Genomic DNA, 18372 nt, shown 5'->3' with positions numbered 1-18372 from the left:
CCGGCCGCCCGCCCGGCCGCCTGCCCCGACACCGAGGAGACCGTGCTGTGACCGGGATCAAGACGACCGGCCAGAAGAAGCTGATGCTTTTCACCGGCCGTGGCTACCCCGAGCTTGCCGAGGAGGTCGCGCACCAGCTCGGTGTGGGCCTCGTACCGACGAAGGCGTTCGACTTCGCCAACGGTGAGATCTACGTTCGTTTCCAGGAGTCGGCGCGGGGTGCCGACTGTTTCGTGATGCAGAGTCACACGACGCCCATCAATCAGTGGATCATGGAACAGATGATCATGGTGGATGCGCTGAAACGTGCCTCTGCGCGGAGCATCACCGCGATCGTCCCGTTCTACGGCTATGCCCGCCAGGACAAGAAGCACCGGGGCCGGGAGCCGATCTCGGCGCGGCTGATCGCCGACCTGCTGAAGACGGCGGGTGCGGACCGGATCCTGACGGTGGATCTGCACACGGACCAGATCCAGGGTTTCTTCGACGGCCCGGTGGACCACCTGTTCGCGCTGCCGGTGCTGGCGGACTACGTGGCCTCGAAGACGGACCGGTCGAAGCTGACGGTGGTCTCGCCGGACGCGGGGCGCGTGCGGGTGGCGGACCGCTGGGGCGACCGGCTGGGTGCGCCGCTGGCGATCGTGCACAAGCGCCGGGATCCGGATGTGGCGAACCAGGTGACGGTGCACGAGGTCGTGGGGCACGTGGCCGGCCGGGTGTGCGTGCTGGTGGACGACATGGTGGACACGGGGGGCACGATCTGCGCGGCGGCGGACGCGCTGTTCGCGAACGGCGCGGAGGACGTGATCGTGGCGGCGACGCACGGCGTGCTGTCGGGTCCCGCGGGTGACCGGCTGAAGGGGTCGAAGGTCAGCGAGTTCATCTTCACGAACACGCTGCCGACGGCGAGCGAGTTGGACCTGGACAAGATCACGGTGCTGTCGATGGCGCCGGTGATCGCGCGGGCGGTGCGCGAGGTGTTCGAGGACGGGTCCGTGACCAGCCTCTTCGACGAGCTCGCGTAGCCGGTACCGCGAAGATCGACTTGGGGCGGCCACTCGCCGCCGGGTAGACTCCCGGAGTTGCTCGGCGAGGGAGGCCGCCCCGGTTCGTCCGGTTCCGGTTCGGTGCTCCGTTATCGACGCGCTCTTCGTAGCAGGCCGATCGCGGCCGGGTGACCGTCCCGTCAGCTTCACCTACTGCGAGGAGTGCAGTCATGGCCGAGTACAAGATCACCGCGGAGCCGCGGACCGAGACCGGCAAGGGCGCCGCCCGCCGGCTGCGCCGCGAGGACAAGGTTCCCGGTGTCCTCTACGGCCACGGTGCCGACCCGCGGCACGTGTCGCTGCCGAGCTACGACCTGCTGATGGCGCTGAAGACCTCGAACGTGCTGATCAGCCTCGACCTCGAAGGCAAGTCCGAGCTGGTCATCCCGAAGGACGTGCAGCGTGACGCGCTGCGCACCGGGGTGCTCAAGCACGTGGACCTGCTGGTCGTGAAGCGCGGCGAGAAGGTCACCGTCGAGGTGCCGATCCAGGTCGAGGGCGACCTGGCGCCGGGCCAGAACCTGCTGGAGCACACGCTGCACGCGCTGCCGGTCGAGGCCGAGGCGACGAACATCCCGGAGTCGGTGACCGTCAGCGTCGAGGGCCTGGAGGCGGGTGCCACGGTGGCGGCGAAGGACGTCAAGCTGCCGGCCGGGGTGACGCTCGCGGTGGACGGCGAGGACCCGGTGCTGCACGTCGTCGCGCCGCAGGCGGAGGAGCCGGCCGCGGAGGGCGAGGCCGCCGAGGGCGAGGCCGCGGCCGCCGAGGGCAAGTCGGAGGAGTGAGCCCGGCGGGGGCGGGTCGTACGGGCCCGCCCCCCGTCTCCGTACGCGCACGCACACGCACCCCGGGAGAGCAGGCAGATGTCGGACGCAGCGCAGCCGTGGCTCGTCGTGGGCCTGGGCAATCCGGGCCCGGGGTACGCGGGCAACCGGCACAACGTCGGGTTCATGGTCGCCGATCTGCTGGCGGAGCGTGTGGGCGGCCGGTTCAAGGCGCACAAGTCGCGGGCGCAGGTCGTGGAGGCGCGTCTCGGCCCGCCGGGGCCGGCGGGCCGGCGGATCGTGCTGGCCAAGCCGATGGCGTACATGAACCTGTCCGGCGGCCCGGTCTCGGCGCTCGCCGGCTTCTACAAGGTCCCGCTGGAGCGGATGGTCGTCGTCCACGACGAGCTGGACCTGGACTACGGCACGCTGCGGCTGAAGCTCGGCGGCGGCGACAACGGCCACAACGGGCTGAAGTCGCTGTCGAAGTCGCTGGGCAGGGAGTATCTGCGGGTGCGGTTCGGCGTGGGCCGGCCGCCGGGGCGGATGGACGTGGCGGACTACGTGCTGAAGGACTTCTCCGCCGCCGAGCGCAAGGATCTCGACTACTTCGTGGACCGCACGGCGGACGCCGTGGAGGCACTGGTCACGGAGGGCCTGGAGCGGGCCCAGAACGCGTACAACGGCTGATCCCGCGGTCTGTCGCCACTGTGACCGAGGGCTTTCCTCGCACATCCCCGCAAAGGGGATGAGCGGCGCGCAGCGCGCTTGACCCGCACCGCGTCGGAGGCGGAAGCTGAGCCGCCCCCCACTTCCCTCTGCACACCTTTCACTCACGAAGTCGGGTATCTCATGCGAACCATTGCTTCGGCCGGCGCGGTCGCCGCTGCCGCTGCCGCCTCCGTGCTGTTCGCCGCCGCGCCGGCGCCGGCGGCCAACGGCGACAACGGGACCGTGAAGATCCACGATGCCGCCACCGGCGAGGAGCTTCGCAAGAACGAGCCGAAGGTCTGCGAGTTCTACCTCGACGCCTTCGGCTTCGATGCCGCGCAGCAGGTCACGTGGAAGATCGTCGCCTGGAAGCCGACCGGGGACAACAAGACCGTCGCGGACGAGGGCGCGATCGTCCTCGACGGCGAGGGGGACGGCCGGACCGAGGACATGACCCTCCCGGACGGCCACTACAAGCTGTTCTGGAACTGGAAGGGCGAGAACGGGGCCGCGAAGCACAAGGTCTTCTGGACGGAGTGCGAGGACTCCTCCGAGTCGCCGGACCCGTCGGACACCCCCTCCGGCACCCCGTCGGACGACTCCTCCGAGCAGGCGGAGCAGCCGGGCAGGCCCGGGAAGCCGGGCGAGGACGGCGGGCCGGGCGAGGACGCGACGCCCACCGCCTCCCACGCGCCGGGCGCGCAGGGCGGGGGCGACGACGAGTCGGGCGGCCTGGCCGCCACCGGCGCGTCGGTGACGGGCATCTCGATCGCCTCGGCGATCCTCCTGGGCGCGGGCGGGTACCTGGTCCTCCGCCGCCGGGGTGTGGGCCGCCAGCACTGAGCGCGGTCCCGCCGAAGCACCGCACGCGGCTCTCACCCCGGGGGGTGAGGGCCGCGTGCGGTTGCGGGCGCCGCGCGCCTCGGTGAGCACGGTGTACGTCCGCCCGGCCGCCCGCGGCACGCCATCTCACCTGCGCACCGCCCGCCGGTCGGCCGGACCGGAGGTCAGCCCGTGTTGCGCAGGCCCGCCGCCACTCCGTTGACCGTCAGCAGCAGGGCCCGGCCCAGCAGCGGGTCCGGGGCCTGGCCGCGTTCGGCCGCCTCGCGCTGCCGGCCAAGCAGTGTGACCTGGAGGTACGAGATCGGGTCGAGGTAGGCGTCGCGGATGCGGAAGGTCTGCTGGAGCACCGGGTTGGCCTCCAGCAGCTCCGACTCGCCGGTGATGCGCAGCACTTCGCTGACCGTCAGCTCGTGCTCGGCCTCGATGACGGCGTAGATGTGCTTCAGCTCGTCGGGCACGAGGGTGTCGACGTAGTGCTGGGCGATCCGCAGGTCGGTCTTGGCGAGCGTCATCTCGACGTTGGCGAGGAAGTTGCGGAAGAAGTGCCAGTGTTCGTACGCCTCTTCCACCACCGTGTCGAGCCCGGCCTCGCGGGCGGCGCGCAGCCCGGAGCCGACGCCGAACCAGCCGGGGACGATCTGCCGGGACTGCGTCCAGCCGAAGACCCAGGGGATGGCCCGCAGCCCGTCGAGGCCCGCGCCGGTGTCGGGGCGGCGGGAGGGGCGGGAGCCGAGGTGCAGCTCGGCGAGCTGGTCGACGGGGGTGGAGGCGAAGAAGTACGCGGGCAGGTCGGGGTCGTCGACGAGCCGGCGGTACGCGGCGTGGGCGGCGTCGGAGACGACGTCCATGGCGGCGTCCCAGCGGGTCAGCGCCTCGACGGACTGCCGGGGCGCGGTGTGCAGGGCGGACGCCTGGAGGGTGGCGGCGACGGTCAGTTCGAGGTTCTCCCGGGCCAGGGACGGCACGAGGTACTTGTCGGAGATGACCTCGCCCTGCTCGGTGACCTTGATCTCGCCTTCGAGGGTGCCCCAGGGCTGGGCGAGGATCGCGTCGTGGGTGGGGCCGCCGCCGCGGCCGACGGTGCCGCCGCGGCCGTGGAAGAGGCGCAGCCGTACGCCGTGCCGGTGGGCGACGTCGCGCAGCCGGCGCTGGGCGCGGTGGATCTCCCACTGGGAGGTGGTGATGCCGCCGAACTTGGAGGAGTCGGAGTAGCCGAGCATGACCTCCTGGACGTCGCCGCGCAGGGACACCAGGCGCCGGTAGGAGGGGTCGGAGAGCATCGCGTCGAGGAGGTCGTCGGCGATCTTCAGCTCGTCGGTGGTCTCCAGCAGCGGCACGATGCCGATCTTCGCCCAGCCGGCGTGCAGGTCGAGGAGCCCCGCCTCGCGGGCCAGGACGGCGGCGGCGAACACGTCGTCGGCGCCCTGGCACATGGAGATGATGTACGACTCGATGACCTCGGGCCCGAAGGCGTCGATGGCCTTCTTGACGGTCTCGAAGACGCCGAGGGTCTTGGTGCCGGCCTCGTCGAGCGGCGCGGGGGTGGGCGCCAGCGGGCGGCGGGAGCGCAGCTCCTTGGCGAGGAGGCCGCGGCGGTAGTCGCGCGGCATGTCGAGGTAGCGCCAGGACTCCTCGCCGAGCCGGTCGAAGAGCTGGCCGAGGGCGTGGTGGTGGGCGTCGGCGTGCTCGCGTACGTCCATGGTGGCGAGCTGCAGGCCGAAGGCGGCGATGGTGCGGATGGTGCGTTCCAGCCGGCCGTCGGCGACGAGGGAGCCGCGGTGGGCACGCAGCGAGGTCTGGACGAGGGTGAGTTCGTCGATGAGCTGCGCGGTGCCGAGGTAGTCGCGCCCGGGTACGTGCGCGCTGCCCTCGGCGAGGCGGCGGCGGGTGTTGAGGAGCTTCTGCCGGATGCAGGTGGCCTTGAGCCGGTAGGGCTCCTCGGCGTTGAGCCGCTTGTAGCGGGGGCTGATCTCGGGGAGCACCTCCAGGTCGCGCTGGACGGATTCGAGGAGTTCCTCGGTGGCGCCGCCGTTGCGGATGGAGTTGGACAGTGCGGAGCGCAGGTCGTCGACGTGGCCGATGGCCTCGGTGATGCCGTGCTCGTGCTGGAGGAGGAGCACGTCCCAGGTGACCTGCGGGGTGACGTTGGGGTTGCCGTCGCGGTCGCCGCCGATCCAGGTGCCGAAGGTCAGCGGGCGGGTGCCGGGCGGCAGGACGGCGGACTGGTCGACGCCGACGCGCTCCAGTTCCGCGGCGAGGTCTTCGAGGACGTCGCCGACGGCGCCGCGGTTCAGCTCGTCCAGGTAGTAGATGGCGTTGCGGGCCTCGTCGGCGGGCTCGGGCCGGACGACGCGCAGTTCGTCGGTCTGCCAGATGAGGTCGATGTCCTCGGCCAGGCGGCGGTCGCAGCGGCGGCGGTCGGCGGCGGAGGTGCCCTCGTCGGCTTCGAGGAGGCGGGCCACGTCGCGCAGCTTGGTGAGGACGGAGCGGCGGGCGGCCTCGGTGGGGTGGGCGGTGAAGACGGGGCGTACGCCGAGGCTGGCGATGGTCTCGCGCAGGTGCGCGGGGTCGGCGTCCTTCAGCATGTCGGCGGTGCGGGCGAGGCTGCCGCCCTCCGCGGCGCGGCGCGCGCGGAACTCGCGGCCGCGGTGCACCTGCTCGGTGACGTTGGCGAGGTGGAAGTAGGTGGAGAAGGCGCGCACGAGCCGGGCGGCGGTCTCCAGGTCGACGGTGCCCAGGAGTTCGGCGGCGGCGTCGCCGTCGGTGCGCGTCAGGGCGCGTACGCGCTCGACGAGGTCCAGCAGTTCCGGCCCGTCCTGGCGGACGAGGGTCTCGCCGAGCAGGTCGCCGAGGCGCCGGATGTCGGCGCGCAGCTCGGCGTTGCCGGCGGCCGCGGCGCCCGGGTCGGGGCCTGCGGCTCCGGCGGGGCGGTGCGCGTGGGTGTCGGCACTGGTCACTGGTGCGGCTCCTTGGCGTGCGGCGCTGGTGTTTCCGCCCGTGCGCGGCGGCGCGCGGTGGGCGGGGGTGCGGACCGCGCTGTCCGACGCCCCCAGACTAGTCGGCCCTGCTCGCTGCCCGGGTGGGCGAAGCCCGCGGGGTTGCGGCATGGGAACCGGTGTCTGCGGGCACTCAAGAGGTGTTCCTTCCACACGGGCGCGCATGTACGCCCGTGTGGACCGTGCCTCTTTCAGCCCGGAACTGAGGCATGCCATACTTACGCCAACGTAGGTTACGGGACCGTAGCCTCGCTGGTCCATGTTCCCCCAGCCTCCGAGGGATGCCCATGCCGTCCACGTCCGAAGTGATCGACGAGCAGCCCCGCTCGGCCACGGTCACCGCTGAGTCCGCGACGCTCGGCGGTGAGAAAAAGAGATCGGTCGAGCAGATCACGCTGCTCGCCTTCATCGTGCTGCCGTTCGTCGCGCTGGTCGCGGCGATCCCGCTGGCCTGGGGCTGGGGGGTGAGCTGGCTCGACCTCGGACTGATGACGTTCATGTACTTCCTCGGCCTGCACGGGGTGACGGTCGGGTTCCACCGGTACTTCACCCACGGCTCGTTCAAGGCGAAGAAGCCGCTGCGGGTGGCGCTGGCGATCGCCGGGTCGATGGCGGTGGAGGGCCCGGTCGTGCGCTGGGTGGCGGACCACCGCAGGCACCACAAGTTCTCCGACGCCGAGGGCGACCCGCACTCCCCCTGGCGCTTCGGCGAGACGGTGCCGGCGCTGATGAAGGGCCTGTGGTGGGCCCACATCGGCTGGCTGTTCGACGAGGAGCAGACCCCGCAGAACAAGTACGCGCCGGACCTCATGAAGGACTCGGCGATCCGCCGGGTCTCGCGTCAGTTCGTGCTGTGGACGGCGGTCTCGCTGCTCTTCCCGCCGCTGGTCGGCGGGTTGGTCACCTGGTCGTGGCAGGGCGCACTGTCGGCGTTCTTCTGGGCCTCGCTGGTCCGGGTCGCGCTGCTGCACCACGTCACCTGGTCGATCAACTCCATCTGCCACGCGGTCGGCAAGCGCCCCTTCAAGTCCCGGGACCGCTCGGGCAACGTGTGGTGGCTGGCGGTCCTCTCCGGCGGCGAGTCGTGGCACAACCTGCACCACGCGGACCCGACCTCCGCCCGGCACGGCGTGATGAAGGGCCAGATCGACTCCAGCGCCCGGATCATCCGCTGGTTCGAGAAGCTCGGCTGGGCGTACGACGTGCGCTGGCCGAGCAAGTCCCGTATCGACTCGAAGCGCAACAAGGACGGCGACGCCCGCAAGGGCGCGGGCAAGGACGCGGCCGCCGCGTCGGCCCGGCGTGAGGAGGCCGCCGCCGACGCGGCATGATGGAGCCGTGGCTACCGGCGGTAAGAGCAGCACGGGCAACAGCGGCGACGGCGGCGAAGGGAAGCCGCCGCGCCGTACCCGGCGGCGGATGACGGGCAAGGAGCGCCGCGAGCAGCTCGTCGACGTGGGGCGCACGCTGTTCGCGGCGCGCGGCTTCGAGGCGACGTCGGTGGAGGAGATCGCCTCGAAGGCGGGCGTGTCCAAGCCGGTCGTCTACGAGCACTTCGGGGGCAAGGAGGGGCTGTACGCGGTCGTCGTCGACCGGGAGATGCGGCGGCTCCTCGACATGGTGGCGAGCGCGCTGACCGCGGGGCATCCGCGGGAGCTGCTGGAGCAGGCGGCGTTCGCGCTGCTGGACTACATCGACGAGTACACCGACGGCTTCCGCATCATGGTCCGGGACTCCCCGGTGGCGCAGTCGCACGGCTCGTTCGCCTCGCTGATCAGCGACATCGCCACCCAGGTGGAGGACATCCTGGGGCTGGAGTTCAAGTCCCGCGGCTTCGATCCGAAGCTGGCGCCGCTGTACGCGCAGGCGCTGGTGGGGATGGTGGCGCTGACCGGCCAGTGGTGGCTGGACGTGCGCAAGCCCAAGAAGGCGGAGGTCGCGGCCCACCTGGTGAATCTCGCCTGGCACGGCCTGGGCGACCTGGAGGCAAAGCCGCGGCTGATAGGCCACCGCCGCGCGTAGCCGGCGGTGCGCGGTGGGCCGGCGGTGCGCGGTGGGCCCCGGGTGCGCACGGCCGGCAGGACACAAGGCCAGCGGTACGCATGGCCGGCGGCGCGGGTAGTCCGCGGTACGCAGGGTCCGCGGCGCGCAGGGTCCGCGCGCTTCCGTGCGGTGCCGGCGCCGTCCAGTGCCGGTCCCGGGCGCCCGGGGCGAGCCCCCTCCGGCGCCGGCGGAGCCGTCACGCGGCCTGGAACTCCAGCCTGTTGCCGAACGGGTCGGCGGTGTGGAAGCGCCGTACGCCCGGAATCTCGCCGTCCGCCCACGTCACGTCGTGGCCGCGGACGGCCAGCCGGCGGGCCAGCGCGTCGAGGTCGGTGACGACGAGCGCCGGGTGCGCCTTGCGGGCGGGGCGGAAGTCCTGCTCGACGCCGAGGTGGAGCATCACGGGGCCGGAGGTGAACCAGCAGCCGCCGCGGGCGGCGAGCGCCGCCGGCTTGGGCACCTCGGTCATGCCGAGGACGTCGCCGTAGAAGATGCGCAGGATTTCCTCGCTGCCGGCGGGGACGGCGAGCTGGACGTGGTCGAGTCCGGTGATCATGGCATGACTCCCAGCGCGAAGATGCGGCGGAACGGGAACGGGGTGCCGTGCGGGCCCGGCGGGTAGGCGGTGCGCAGCAGGGCCGCGTAGGCGGTGACGAAGGCGTCGGCCTCGTCGCCGAGGGCGTCGAGGACGGGACGCAGCCCGGTGCCCTTCACCCAGTCCAGCACCGGATCGGGGCCGTGCAGGAGGTGGGTGTACGTGGTCTCCCAGGCGTCGCCGGCGCAGCCGAGGTCGCAGAGCAGCTCCAGGTACGCGACGGGCTGCAGCACCGGCTGGTCGCGCAGCACGCCGTGCAGCCGCTCGCGCCAGCGCGGGTCGCGGGCGAGCTGCCGCATCAGCGCGTGGCTGGGGGCGTCGTAGTTGCCGGGGACCTGGAAGGCGAAGGTGCCGCCGGGGGCGAGTCCGGCGAGCCAGCGGGGGAAGTGCTCCCAGTGGTCGGGCACCCACTGCAGCACGGCGTTGCCGAGGATCAGGTCGTACGTGCCGGGCTCCGGCGTCCAGTCCGCGAGATCGGCGTGGGCGAAGTCGATCCGGCCGCCGCCGGGGGTGGGGCCGGCGTGGGCGGCGGCGGTGCGGAGCATGGCGGCGGAGCTGTCGTACCCCGTGACGTGGGCGGCGGGCCAGCGGGCGGCCAGCAGCGCGGTGCCGTTGCCCGTGCCGCAGCCGATGTCGGCGATCCGCGCCGGGTGTCCCGGCAGCTCGCCGACGCGGGCGAGGAGGTCGGCGAGGGGGCGGGTGCGGGGCCCCTCGTGGCGCAGGTACTGCTGCGGGTCCCAGGAGGGTGAGGTCATGTCTCCAGCGTTCCGCCGATGTATCTCGATGTCAAGAGACTTCATGTCGACAGACCGACTACACTGATCGCATGCGGGACGAGGTGGACCGGCTGGTCGCGGCGTGGCGCAGGGAGCGCCCCGACCTCGACGTGGAGCCGCTGGAGGTGCTGAGCCGGGTGAGCCGGCTGGCCCGCCACCTGGACCGCGCGCGGCGGCTGGCGTTCGCGGAACACGGCCTGGAGGGCTGGGAGTTCGACGTGCTGACCGCGCTGCGCCGGGCCGGCGAGCCGTACCAGCTCTCCCCCGGGCAGCTCCTCACCCAGACCCTGGTCACGTCCGGGACGATGACCAACCGCATCGACCGGCTGGCGAAGAAGGACCTCGTCGAGCGGCTGCCGGACCCCAGCGACCGGCGCGGCGTGCTCGTGCGGCTCACCGCGGAGGGCCGCGAGCGCGCGGACGCGGCGCTGGCGGCGCTGCTGAAGCAGGAGCGCGCGATCCTCGCCGAGCTGCCGCCGGAGCGCCGCCGGGAGCTGGCGGACCTGCTACGCCGGCTGACGGCCCCGTTCGACAACGTGCCGTAGTCCTGCGGGCGGCACGGCGGGACCGACGCGGCGGAATCACCGGTGTGCTCCGGTGCGAGCACCGAAGCCGACCGGACGCGGCACAGCCCTGAGGACGACCCGACCGGAACGGCCACATGTTCCCGGTGCACCTGCTGATGCGCAGTGGGCACGGCGCGCCGCCGGCCGGGCCCCGAACGGGCCGGCCTGCCGCCAGGCAGCCCCGTACGACCGCGGGCCCGCCCCTGCACGTATCGCCTAGCCGCCCACTCTGGCCGGTTCGCCCAGGTCCACCGGGCCCACGCCGGCGCGGCGGGCCAGGGCCACCGCGGCCAGCGTCGAGTGCACGCCCAGCTTGCCCAGGACGTTCTGCATGTGCGTACGGACCGTGTGCGGCGACAGGTACAGCCGCTCCGCGACCGCCTTGCGGCCCAGGCCCGCGACCATGCAGCGCAGCACCTCGTGCTCCCGCGGGGTCAGTGACTCGACGAGCTGCTCGCTCTCCGTGCGGTGCTCCCGCGCCGCCGTCAGCTCCCGCAGTACGCCCGTGAGCAGCGCGGGCGGCAGATGCGTCTCCCCGCGCAGCACGCCCCGGATCACCGCCAGCAGCCGGGACAGCGAACTGTCCTTGGCGACCCAGCCGAACGCCCCCGCCTGCAGCGCCGCCGCCGCCCGCGCCGGGTCGTCGCGGGCCGCGAGGACCACCGTGCGCGTCTGCGGGTGCGCCGAGCGGACGCGCGCGGTGAGCGATATCCCGCCCGGCCCGCCGGCGGCCGAGCCGTTCCCCGCGACCGCCTGCGCGGGCACCGGGGCGCCCGCGGGCGTATCGCGGTCGAGGTCGGCGTCGACCAGGAACACGTCGAACCTGCGGCCCTCCGCCGCGGCCCGCTCCAGCGAGCGCAGCGCGGCCTGACCACTGCCGGCCGGCAGCACGTCGACGTCGGGCTCCGCTGCCAGCGCGGCGGCCAGCGACTCGGCGAACACGCGGTGGGCATCGGCCACCAGGACCCGGATCCGAACCACGGACACCCCCATGTCGCGGACTACCAGAACTCGCGGAATGCGGAATACGGCGCTCGGAGCGTGGAGCGCTGGCCTGAGCTGCGGCCGCCGCCGCGTCCCATAGCTACCCCACCCCGTGCGCCGTACCCACGGTCTCGCCCCCTGAACGGCACCGGCCCCCACCGGTGCTGCCCCACAGCGTAGGGCGCGGGACCGCCAAAGGAAGCCCAACGACCGACTTTCCGTGGCGAGTTCGCCACGCGGAGTAGAAACCGGCCGGATACGGCCCCGTTGCGGATGGATTCCGGAGTTCCGGCGGGCCCGGGAGCGGTAAGGCTGTACGTTGCCGGGGCAGTAGACCCCCGGGGGGAGGGCGAGATGGCCGTTCGGCTGATCGTGGTCGACGAGCACCGCCTGCTCGCCGAGGCTCTCGCGTCCGCGCTGAAGCTGCGCGGGCACCGGGTGCTGGCCGCGGCCGCGCCCACGGCGGGCGCCGCGGAGCTGGTGGTGAGCAGAGGACCTGAGGTGTGCCTGCTGGGCACGGCGACCCCGGCCGCACCCGGGGCGTTCGACCCTGTGCTGCGCATCAAGCGCGAGCGCCCGCAGATAGCGGTGGTGGTGCTCGGCCCGGTGCCGAATCCGCGTGGCATAGCGGCGGCGTTCGCCGCGGGTGCCTCCGGGTACGTACGGCATGACGAGCGCATCGAGGGCGTGGAACGTGCCCTGGTCAAGGCGCGGGCCGGGGAGGCGGCGGTGGCTCCTCAGTTGCTGCAGAGCGCGTTCACGGAGCTGCTGAACCCGGCGGCGGAGCCCGACGACGAGGGCGCCCGGCTGCTGCAGTTGCTGACCCCGCGCGAGGTCGAGGTGCTGGTGCGGGTGGCGGAGGGCGAGGACACCCGGCTGATCGCCCAGGGGATGCGCATAGCGGCGAGTACGGCCCGTACGCACGTGCAGCGCGTGCTGATGAAGCTCGGGGTGGGTTCACGGCTTGAAGCGGCGGCGCTGGCGGCCCGTACGGGGCTGCTGGACCGCGCGGCCGCCCGGCCGTCGCCGGACGGCGACGCGGGGGCGTAGCGGGTTTTCCAGCCGCGAAGGCGCGGCGGCTTTCGGACAATCGCGTACGGGCGGGGGCGGCGCGCGTACGGGCGGGGCGCCGACGGCATACGGTCAGTGCTCGTCCGGGCGGTCCCCTCCGCCGGGGCCGTTGATCGCCTCCGCCAGCTCCTCCCCCGACGGCGGCCGTACCGGCCGCAGAAGCTGCCAGGCGAGGAAGAACAGCCCGAGCGCCAGCATCCCCAGCCCCGTCCACAGGTTGATGCGCACGTCTTCGGCCTTGGCGATCTCCGCGTCGGAGTCGAAGGCGCCGGTGACGACGAGGATCAGCCCGTACACGACGAACAGGCCGCCGATCAGCCGCCGTACGTCGAACAGCCTGCTGGCCGTCGCCGATCTGCGCTCCAGGTCCTCGATCTGCTGCGCCAGTTCCCCGGTGTCCGGGATCCGGTGGTCCCGGCCGTCCGGGTCGTCCGGGGGTTCGTTGGTGTCGCTCATGGTGCGCTCCTAGAAGGAGAAGGGGATGTAGCACAGGGCGGCCAGGACGATCGCGCCCCAGCCCAGCAGCGCCGGCTTGCGGTACCAGGCGTCGTCGCCCACGGCGGCGGGCTCGGACATGCCCGGGGAGCGGGTGCCGTAGACGAGGCCCGCAAGCTGCTCGGGGGACTTGGGCCGGGTGAAGGGCGTGACGACGAGCATCGCGACCGCGCCGGCGACGAAGCCGACGATCGCGGAGACGAAGTTGGCGCCCTGGTCGCTGGGGATGCTGATGACGCCCTGCTTGTAGATCCAGAAGTAGTTGAGCATCGCGGCGATCGTGCCGACGAGCAGCCCCCAGAAGCCGGCCTTGGCGGAGGTGCGCTTCCAGAACATGCCGATGATGAAGACCACGAACATCGGCACGTTGAAGAAGGAGAACAGCGTCTGCAGGTAGGCCATGATGTTGCTGAACCTGGACGCGATGAACGCCGTGCCGACGCTGGCCGCGACCCCGATCACGGTGATGATCCGCCCGAAGCGCAGGTAGTACGCGTCCGTCTGGCCGCGCTTGACGTACGGCTCCCAGATGTCGGTGGTGAACACCGTGTTGAACGACGACACGTTGGCCGCCATGCCCGCCATGAACGCCGCCAGCAGACCGGTGACGGCCACGCCCAGCACGCCGTTGGGCAGCAGTTGCTCCATGAGGAACGGGATCGAGTCGTTGTACGTCAGGTCCGAACCGGACGTGCCGATCTCGGGCACCAGGGCCGCGGCGGCCAGGCCGGGGATCATCACCAGAAAGACGATGAAGATCTTCGGGTACGCGCCGATGAGCGGCGTGCGCTGGGCGGCGGAGAGGTTCTTGGCGGACAGCGCGCGCTGCACCTCGGCGAAGTTGGTCGTCCAGTAGCCGAAGCTGAGGACGAAGCCCAGTCCGAGGACGATCGTCAGCCAGTTGGCGCCCAGCGGGTTGGTGTGGCCGATGGCGGTGCCGCCCCAGGCGGTGGTGAAGTCGCTGCCGCGGGAGGCGGTCAGGGTGTCCTTGAGGCCGTCCCAGCCGCCGACGCGCTTGAGCGCGATAAGGGTGAGCGGCAGCAGCGCGGCGATGATGACGAAGAACTGCAGCACCTCGTTGTAGACCGCGGACGACAGCCCGCCGAGGGTGATGTACGCGAGCACGACCGCCGCGGAGATGACGATGGCGACCCACTCCGGCCAGCCGAGCAGCGCCTCGACGACGATGGCCATGGCGTAGAGGTTGACGCCGGCGATGAGCACGGCGGCGAGGGAGAAGAGCACGGAGCTGAGCAGGTGCGCGCCGCGGTCGTAGCGGTGCAGCAGGAACTCCGGCACGGAGCGGACCTTCGAGCCGTAGTAGAAGGGCATCATCACCAGGCCCAGGAAGACCATCGCCGGGATGGCGCCGATCCAGTAGAAGTGCGCGGTGTAGACGCCGTACTGGGCGCTGTTGGCGGCCATGCCGAGGATCTCGGTGGCGCCGAGGTTGGCGGAGATGAACGCCAGTCCGGTGATCCAGGCGGGCATGGATCGGCCGGAGAGGAAGAAGTCGAGGCTGGTCTTGACGCTTCGCCGGGCCAGGAACCCGATGCCGAGCACGACGGCGAAGTACATGGCCATGATCACGTAGTCGAGCGCGTTGGTGTCGAGCCGCAGCTCTGTCGCAAGTGGGTGCATGCTTCAGGTCCGCTTCCGTGCGTGAGGCGTTCAGAAGACGAAGCCAGACGGTGGCGTTGGATTCCGAAAGCTTCTGTTGGGACTGTTTGCTTGTCTGTTGGATCTCGCACCCAGAATGTCTGATAAAGGATAAATTGGGGTAAGCGACGCTCCGGCGTTGACTCGCCTGTTGGCTTGTGGTTCATTGTGTTCGATTGTGTTGGGGAACCGGACCATGACGACCGGCGGGCAGGGCAGGCCAGGGCCGAGGAAGAGGCTCCAGTGAAGAAGACGCACACGCGGCTCGCGGACGGGCGCGAGCTGATCTACTTCGACGCGCGTGACGACGCCGCCCGGGACGCGGCCGACCGCCGCCCCCTGGAGCCGACGCGCACCGCCTCGGAGGCGCGCTTCGACCCGCTGCGCGGGGAGTGGGTGGTCATCGCCTCCCACCGCCAGGGGCGTACGTACCGGCCGCCCGCCGACGAGTGCCCGCTGTGCCCCTCCCGCGACGGGCGGCTGAGCGAGATCCCCGCCGACGACTACGAGGTCGCCGTCTTCGAGAACCGCTTCCCCTCGCTGACCGGCGGCCCCGGTCCGGTCACGGGCGAACCGCCCTTCACCGGCGCCCCGGGTGCGGGGCGCTGCGAGGTCGTCTGCTTCACCTCCGCCCACGACGCCTCGTTCGCCGGCCTCTCCCCCGGGCAGGCCGCGCTGGTCCTGGAGGCCTGGACGGACCGCTCCGTGGAACTGGCCGAACTCCCCGGCGTCGAGCAGGTCTTCTGCTTCGAGAACCGCGGCGAGGAGATCGGCGTCACCCTCGGCCACCCGCACGGGCAGATCTATGCGTATCCGTATGTCACGCCGCGTACCGCGCAGATGATGCGGTGCGTCGAGCAGCACCGGGCGCGGACGGGCGAGAACCTCTTCGACACCCTCGTCGCCGCCGAGGTCGCGGCGGGGACGCGGGTGGTGCTGGAGGGGGCGCACTGGGTGGCGTTCGTGCCGTTCGCGGCGCACTGGCCGTACGAGGTCCACCTCTACCCGCGGCAGCGGGTGCCCGACCTGCCGGCGCTGGGCGGCGCGGCGCGCGCGGAGTTCCCCGGGGTCTACCTCGAACTGCTGCGCCGATTCGACCGGATCTTCGGCCCCGGCGAGCCCCCGACCCCGTACATCTCGGCGTGGCATCAGGCGCCGGTGCGGGCGGCGGGCCGCGATGACTACGCTCTGCACCTCGAACTGTTCACGATCCGGCGGAGCCCGGGCAAACTGAAGTACCTTGCAGGCTCGGAGTCCGCGATGGACGCCTTCGTCACCGATGTGCCGCCCGAACAAGCGGCAGAACGACTGCGAGAGGTAGCGAGCACGTGATGTCTGCCGACGGCGACCGGGCTTGTGGTGGCCGGCTCCGGGGTGTCGTCCCCGGCCGGAACGCCGCGGGCGCACCGCCCGGACCCGGCGCCCCGTCCCGCTTCGGCCTGAGGGACGCGGTCCCCGCGCTCACGTACCTTGCAGGCTCGGAGTCCGCGATGGACGCCTTCGTCACCGATGTGCCGCCCGAACAAGCGGCGGAACGACTGCGAGAGGTAGCGAGCACGTGAGTCATGACGTAGCCGGGGGTGCCGGGGGCGGGCGGAAGTATCTGGTGACCGGTGGGGCCGGGTACGTGGGGAGCGTCGTCGCGGCGCACCTGCTGGCCGCCGGGCACGCGGTGACCGTCGTCGACGACCTGTCGACCGGGTTCCGCGACGGGGTGCCGGAGGGCGCCGAGTTCGTCGAGGACCGGATCCAGAACGCCGCGAAGTGGCTGGACTCCTCGTACGACGGCGTGCTGCACTTCGCCGCCTTCTCCCAGGTCGGCGAGTCCGTCACGCACCCCGAGAAGTACTGGCGCAACAACGTCGGCGGCACGCTGGAGCTGCTCGCCGCGATGCGCGACGCGGGCGTGCGGCGGCTGGTGTTCTCCTCCACCGCCGCCACCTACGGCGAGCCCGAGTCCGTGCCGATCACCGAGGACGCCGTCACCGCACCGACGAACCCGTACGGGGCCTCCAAGCTCGCCGTCGACCAGATGATCGGCGCGGAGTGCCACGCCCACGGGCTCGCCGCCGCCTCGCTGCGCTACTTCAACGTCGCGGGCGCCTATCTGCCCGCGCAGGGCGGCGGCCCGTACGGCGAGCGGCACGACCCCGAGTCGCACCTCATCCCGCTGGTCCTCCAAGTGGCCCTGGGGCAGCGCGAGTCGATCTCCGTCTTCGGCGACGACTACCCCACCCCCGACGGCACCTGCGTCCGCGACTACATCCACGTCGCGGACCTCGCCGAGGCGCACCTGCTCGCGCTCGACGCGGTACGCCCCGGCGAGCACCGCATCTGCAACCTCGGCAACGGCGCGGGGTTCTCCGTGCGCGAGGTCATCGAGACCGTCCGCCGGGTGACCGGGCACCCCGTGCCCGAGGTGGTCGCGCCGCGGCGGGCGGGGGATCCGGCGGTGCTGGTGGCGTCGGCGGAGGCGGCGAAGGAGCAGTGGGGCTGGCGCCCGTCGCGTACGGAGCTGGCGGGGATCGTGTCGGACGCCTGGGACTTCGCACGGCGGGGTACGGGCGCGGGGGAAGGCGGAGGGGACAGATGACGGCTGGGGAGACGACGGCGGCGCGGGACGCGGCGGGCCCGGACGCGGCGGAGACGACGGCCGCGGGGTTCGCGGAGTTGTACGGGGAACGGCCCGCCGGGGTGTGGGCCGCCCCCGGGCGCGTCAACCTCATCGGCGAACACACCGACTACAACGACGGCTTCGTCATGCCGCTCGCCCTCCCGCACACCACCCTCGCCGCCGCGCGCCGCCGCGACGACGGCGTGCTGCGGCTGCACTCGGGCGACGGGGAATCGCGCCTGGTGGAGCTGGACGTCGACCGCATCGACCCCCTGACCGTGGGCGGCGACCGCGGCGGCTGGGCCGCGTACCCGGCGGGCGTGGTGTGGGCGCTGCGCCGCACCGTCGACGCCTTCGCGGACTTCGGCGGTGCAGACATCCACTACGAGAGCACGGTCCCCACGGGTGCCGGGCTGTCCTCGTCGGCGGCGCTGGAGGTCTCCACGGCGCTGGCGCTCAGCGACCTGTACGGACTGGGCCTCGACCCCGTAGGGCTGGCGAAGGCCGGCCGGCACGCCGAGAACGACTTCGTCGGCGTACCCAGCGGGATCATGGACCAGATGGCCTCCGCCTGCTGCACCGCGGGCAACGTGCTCTATCTCGACACCCGCGACCTCACGCAGCGCGCCGTGCCCTTCGACCTGGCCGCCGAGGGGCTCACGCTGCTGGTCGTCGACACGCAGGTCAAACACGCCCTGGGCGACGGCGAGTACGCCGAGCGGCGCGCCGGCTGCGAGGCGGCGGCGCGGGCGCTGGGCGTGCCGGCGCTGCGCGACGTGCCGTACGCGGAGCTGGACGCCTCGCTGGGCCGGCTGACCGACCCGGCGGTGCGCCCGCTCGTCCGGCACGTCGTCACCGAGGACCGGCGCGTCGAGGAGTGCATCACGCTGCTCGACACCGGCCGCGCCCGCGACATCGGGCCGGTGCTGCTCGCCGGACACGCCTCGCTGCGCGACGACTTCCGCGTCTCCTGCCGCGAACTCGACGTGGTCGTCGAGTCGTCGGTCGCCGCGGGCGCGCTCGGCGCGCGCATGACCGGCGGCGGCTTCGGCGGCTCGGCGATCGTGCTGGCCGAGACGGACGCGGCCGACACCGTCGGCAAGGCCGTCGAATCGGCCTTCGCCGCGGCGGACTTCCGCCCGCCGCGGATCTTCGCCGCCGTACCCGGCGCGGGCGCCCGCCGCCTGGTCTGAGGCCGCTCAGGCGCCC

The 18372-nt window shown here is 72.3% G+C and carries 17 protein-coding genes; 11 read left to right on the top strand and 6 right to left on the bottom strand.

Features of this window, described 5'->3' with window-relative positions; translation table 11 throughout:
- Positions 1–47: 47 nt before the first annotated feature.
- From ABGA99_RS31615 to ABGA99_RS31600, 4 genes are all read left to right on the top strand, one after another.
- Positions 48–1025 carry a ribose-phosphate diphosphokinase gene (locus tag ABGA99_RS31615; protein WP_347580394.1) on the top strand — a complete coding sequence of 326 codons (978 nt, stop codon included), beginning with the start codon at positions 48–50 and terminating at the stop codon, positions 1023–1025.
- Positions 1026–1216: 191 nt separating this feature from the next.
- Positions 1217–1831 carry a 50S ribosomal protein L25/general stress protein Ctc gene (locus ABGA99_RS31610; protein WP_347580395.1) on the top strand — a complete coding sequence of 205 codons (615 nt, stop codon included), beginning with the start codon at positions 1217–1219 and terminating at the stop codon, positions 1829–1831.
- Between the two features lie 78 nt (positions 1832–1909).
- Complete coding sequence (gene pth / locus ABGA99_RS31605; protein ID WP_347580396.1) at positions 1910–2500, top strand: aminoacyl-tRNA hydrolase; 591 nt, start codon at positions 1910–1912, stop codon at positions 2498–2500.
- A gap of 162 nt (positions 2501–2662) precedes the next feature.
- On the top strand, positions 2663–3364 hold the full coding sequence (locus ABGA99_RS31600) for a hypothetical protein (RefSeq protein ID WP_347583983.1): 702 nt from the start codon (positions 2663–2665) through the stop codon (positions 3362–3364).
- Positions 3365–3528: 164 nt separating this feature from the next.
- On the opposite strand, the gene ppc is transcribed toward ABGA99_RS31600, so the two are convergent.
- Entirely contained in the window at positions 3529–6237 is a 2709-nt protein-coding gene (ppc, locus tag ABGA99_RS31595; RefSeq protein WP_347580492.1) for a phosphoenolpyruvate carboxylase, read from the bottom strand.
- A 410-nt stretch (positions 6238–6647) separates the two neighbouring features.
- Here ppc and ABGA99_RS31590 point away from each other — a divergent pair, with 410 nt between their 5' ends.
- Positions 6648–7691 carry a fatty acid desaturase gene (locus tag ABGA99_RS31590; protein WP_347583982.1) on the top strand — a complete coding sequence of 348 codons (1044 nt, stop codon included), beginning with the start codon at positions 6648–6650 and terminating at the stop codon, positions 7689–7691.
- A gap of 88 nt (positions 7692–7779) precedes the next feature.
- Positions 7780–8382, top strand: a complete 603-nt coding sequence (locus ABGA99_RS31585; RefSeq protein ID WP_281623503.1) for a TetR/AcrR family transcriptional regulator — start codon at positions 7780–7782, stop codon at positions 8380–8382.
- 217 nt (positions 8383–8599) lie between these two features.
- Here the strand turns inward: ABGA99_RS31585 and ABGA99_RS31580 are convergent, their stop codons facing one another.
- A complete protein-coding gene (locus tag ABGA99_RS31580; protein WP_347580399.1) occupies positions 8600–8959 on the bottom strand; it encodes a VOC family protein in 360 nt (119 codons plus the stop codon).
- Positions 8956–9753: a trans-aconitate 2-methyltransferase gene (locus tag ABGA99_RS31575; RefSeq protein WP_347580400.1), complete on the bottom strand. Its 798-nt coding sequence runs from the start codon at positions 9751–9753 to the stop codon at positions 8956–8958. Before ABGA99_RS31575 ends, ABGA99_RS31580 begins: the two co-directional genes overlap by 4 nt.
- A 71-nt stretch (positions 9754–9824) precedes the next feature.
- On the opposite strand from ABGA99_RS31575, the gene ABGA99_RS31570 reads away from it, so the two are divergent.
- Positions 9825–10319 (top strand): MarR family transcriptional regulator, encoded by a 495-nt coding sequence (locus ABGA99_RS31570; RefSeq protein WP_347580401.1) that lies wholly within the window; start codon positions 9825–9827, stop codon positions 10317–10319.
- Between the two features lie 237 nt (positions 10320–10556).
- Here the strand turns inward: ABGA99_RS31570 and ABGA99_RS31565 are convergent, their stop codons facing one another.
- The gene (locus ABGA99_RS31565; RefSeq protein ID WP_234380420.1) at positions 10557–11321 is read right to left on the bottom strand and encodes a response regulator transcription factor; all 765 of its coding nucleotides are present in this window, start codon (positions 11319–11321) and stop codon (positions 10557–10559) included.
- A 357-nt stretch (positions 11322–11678) separates the two neighbouring features.
- Between ABGA99_RS31565 and ABGA99_RS31560 the strand changes: the two genes are divergently transcribed.
- Positions 11679–12374 carry a LuxR C-terminal-related transcriptional regulator gene (locus ABGA99_RS31560; protein WP_347580402.1) on the top strand — a complete coding sequence of 232 codons (696 nt, stop codon included), beginning with the start codon at positions 11679–11681 and terminating at the stop codon, positions 12372–12374.
- 93 nt (positions 12375–12467) lie between these two features.
- Here ABGA99_RS31560 and ABGA99_RS31555 read toward each other — a convergent pair whose 3' ends face one another.
- Together ABGA99_RS31555 and ABGA99_RS31550 are read right to left on the bottom strand one after the other, a co-directional pair.
- The gene (locus ABGA99_RS31555) at positions 12468–12851 is read right to left on the bottom strand and encodes a hypothetical protein (RefSeq protein ID WP_347580403.1); all 384 of its coding nucleotides are present in this window, start codon (positions 12849–12851) and stop codon (positions 12468–12470) included.
- A 9-nt stretch (positions 12852–12860) separates the two neighbouring features.
- Complete coding sequence (locus tag ABGA99_RS31550; protein WP_347580404.1) at positions 12861–14531, bottom strand: sodium:solute symporter family protein; 1671 nt, start codon at positions 14529–14531, stop codon at positions 12861–12863.
- Positions 14532–14792: 261 nt separating this feature from the next.
- Between ABGA99_RS31550 and galT the strand changes: the two genes are divergently transcribed.
- The 3 genes from galT to galK all read left to right on the top strand — a co-directional run bounded on the left by galT (position 14793) and on the right by galK (position 18356).
- Positions 14793–15881: a galactose-1-phosphate uridylyltransferase gene (galT, locus tag ABGA99_RS31545; RefSeq protein ID WP_347583981.1), complete on the top strand. Its 1089-nt coding sequence runs from the start codon at positions 14793–14795 to the stop codon at positions 15879–15881.
- A 226-nt stretch (positions 15882–16107) separates the two neighbouring features.
- Positions 16108–17142 carry a UDP-glucose 4-epimerase GalE gene (gene galE, locus ABGA99_RS31540; protein ID WP_347583980.1) on the top strand — a complete coding sequence of 345 codons (1035 nt, stop codon included), beginning with the start codon at positions 16108–16110 and terminating at the stop codon, positions 17140–17142.
- Complete coding sequence (gene galK, locus ABGA99_RS31535; protein WP_347583979.1) at positions 17139–18356, top strand: galactokinase; 1218 nt, start codon at positions 17139–17141, stop codon at positions 18354–18356. The genes galE and galK overlap by 4 nt, the downstream gene beginning before the upstream one ends.
- Positions 18357–18372 lie beyond the last annotated feature (16 nt).

Origin of the sequence: Streptomyces sp. B5E4, assembly GCF_039871555.1 — a bacterium.
Classification (GTDB): Bacteria; Actinomycetota; Actinomycetes; order Streptomycetales; family Streptomycetaceae; genus Streptomyces.
Note: the sequence above shows the minus strand (reverse complement) of the source record. Positions and strands in the feature narration are given on the sequence as shown.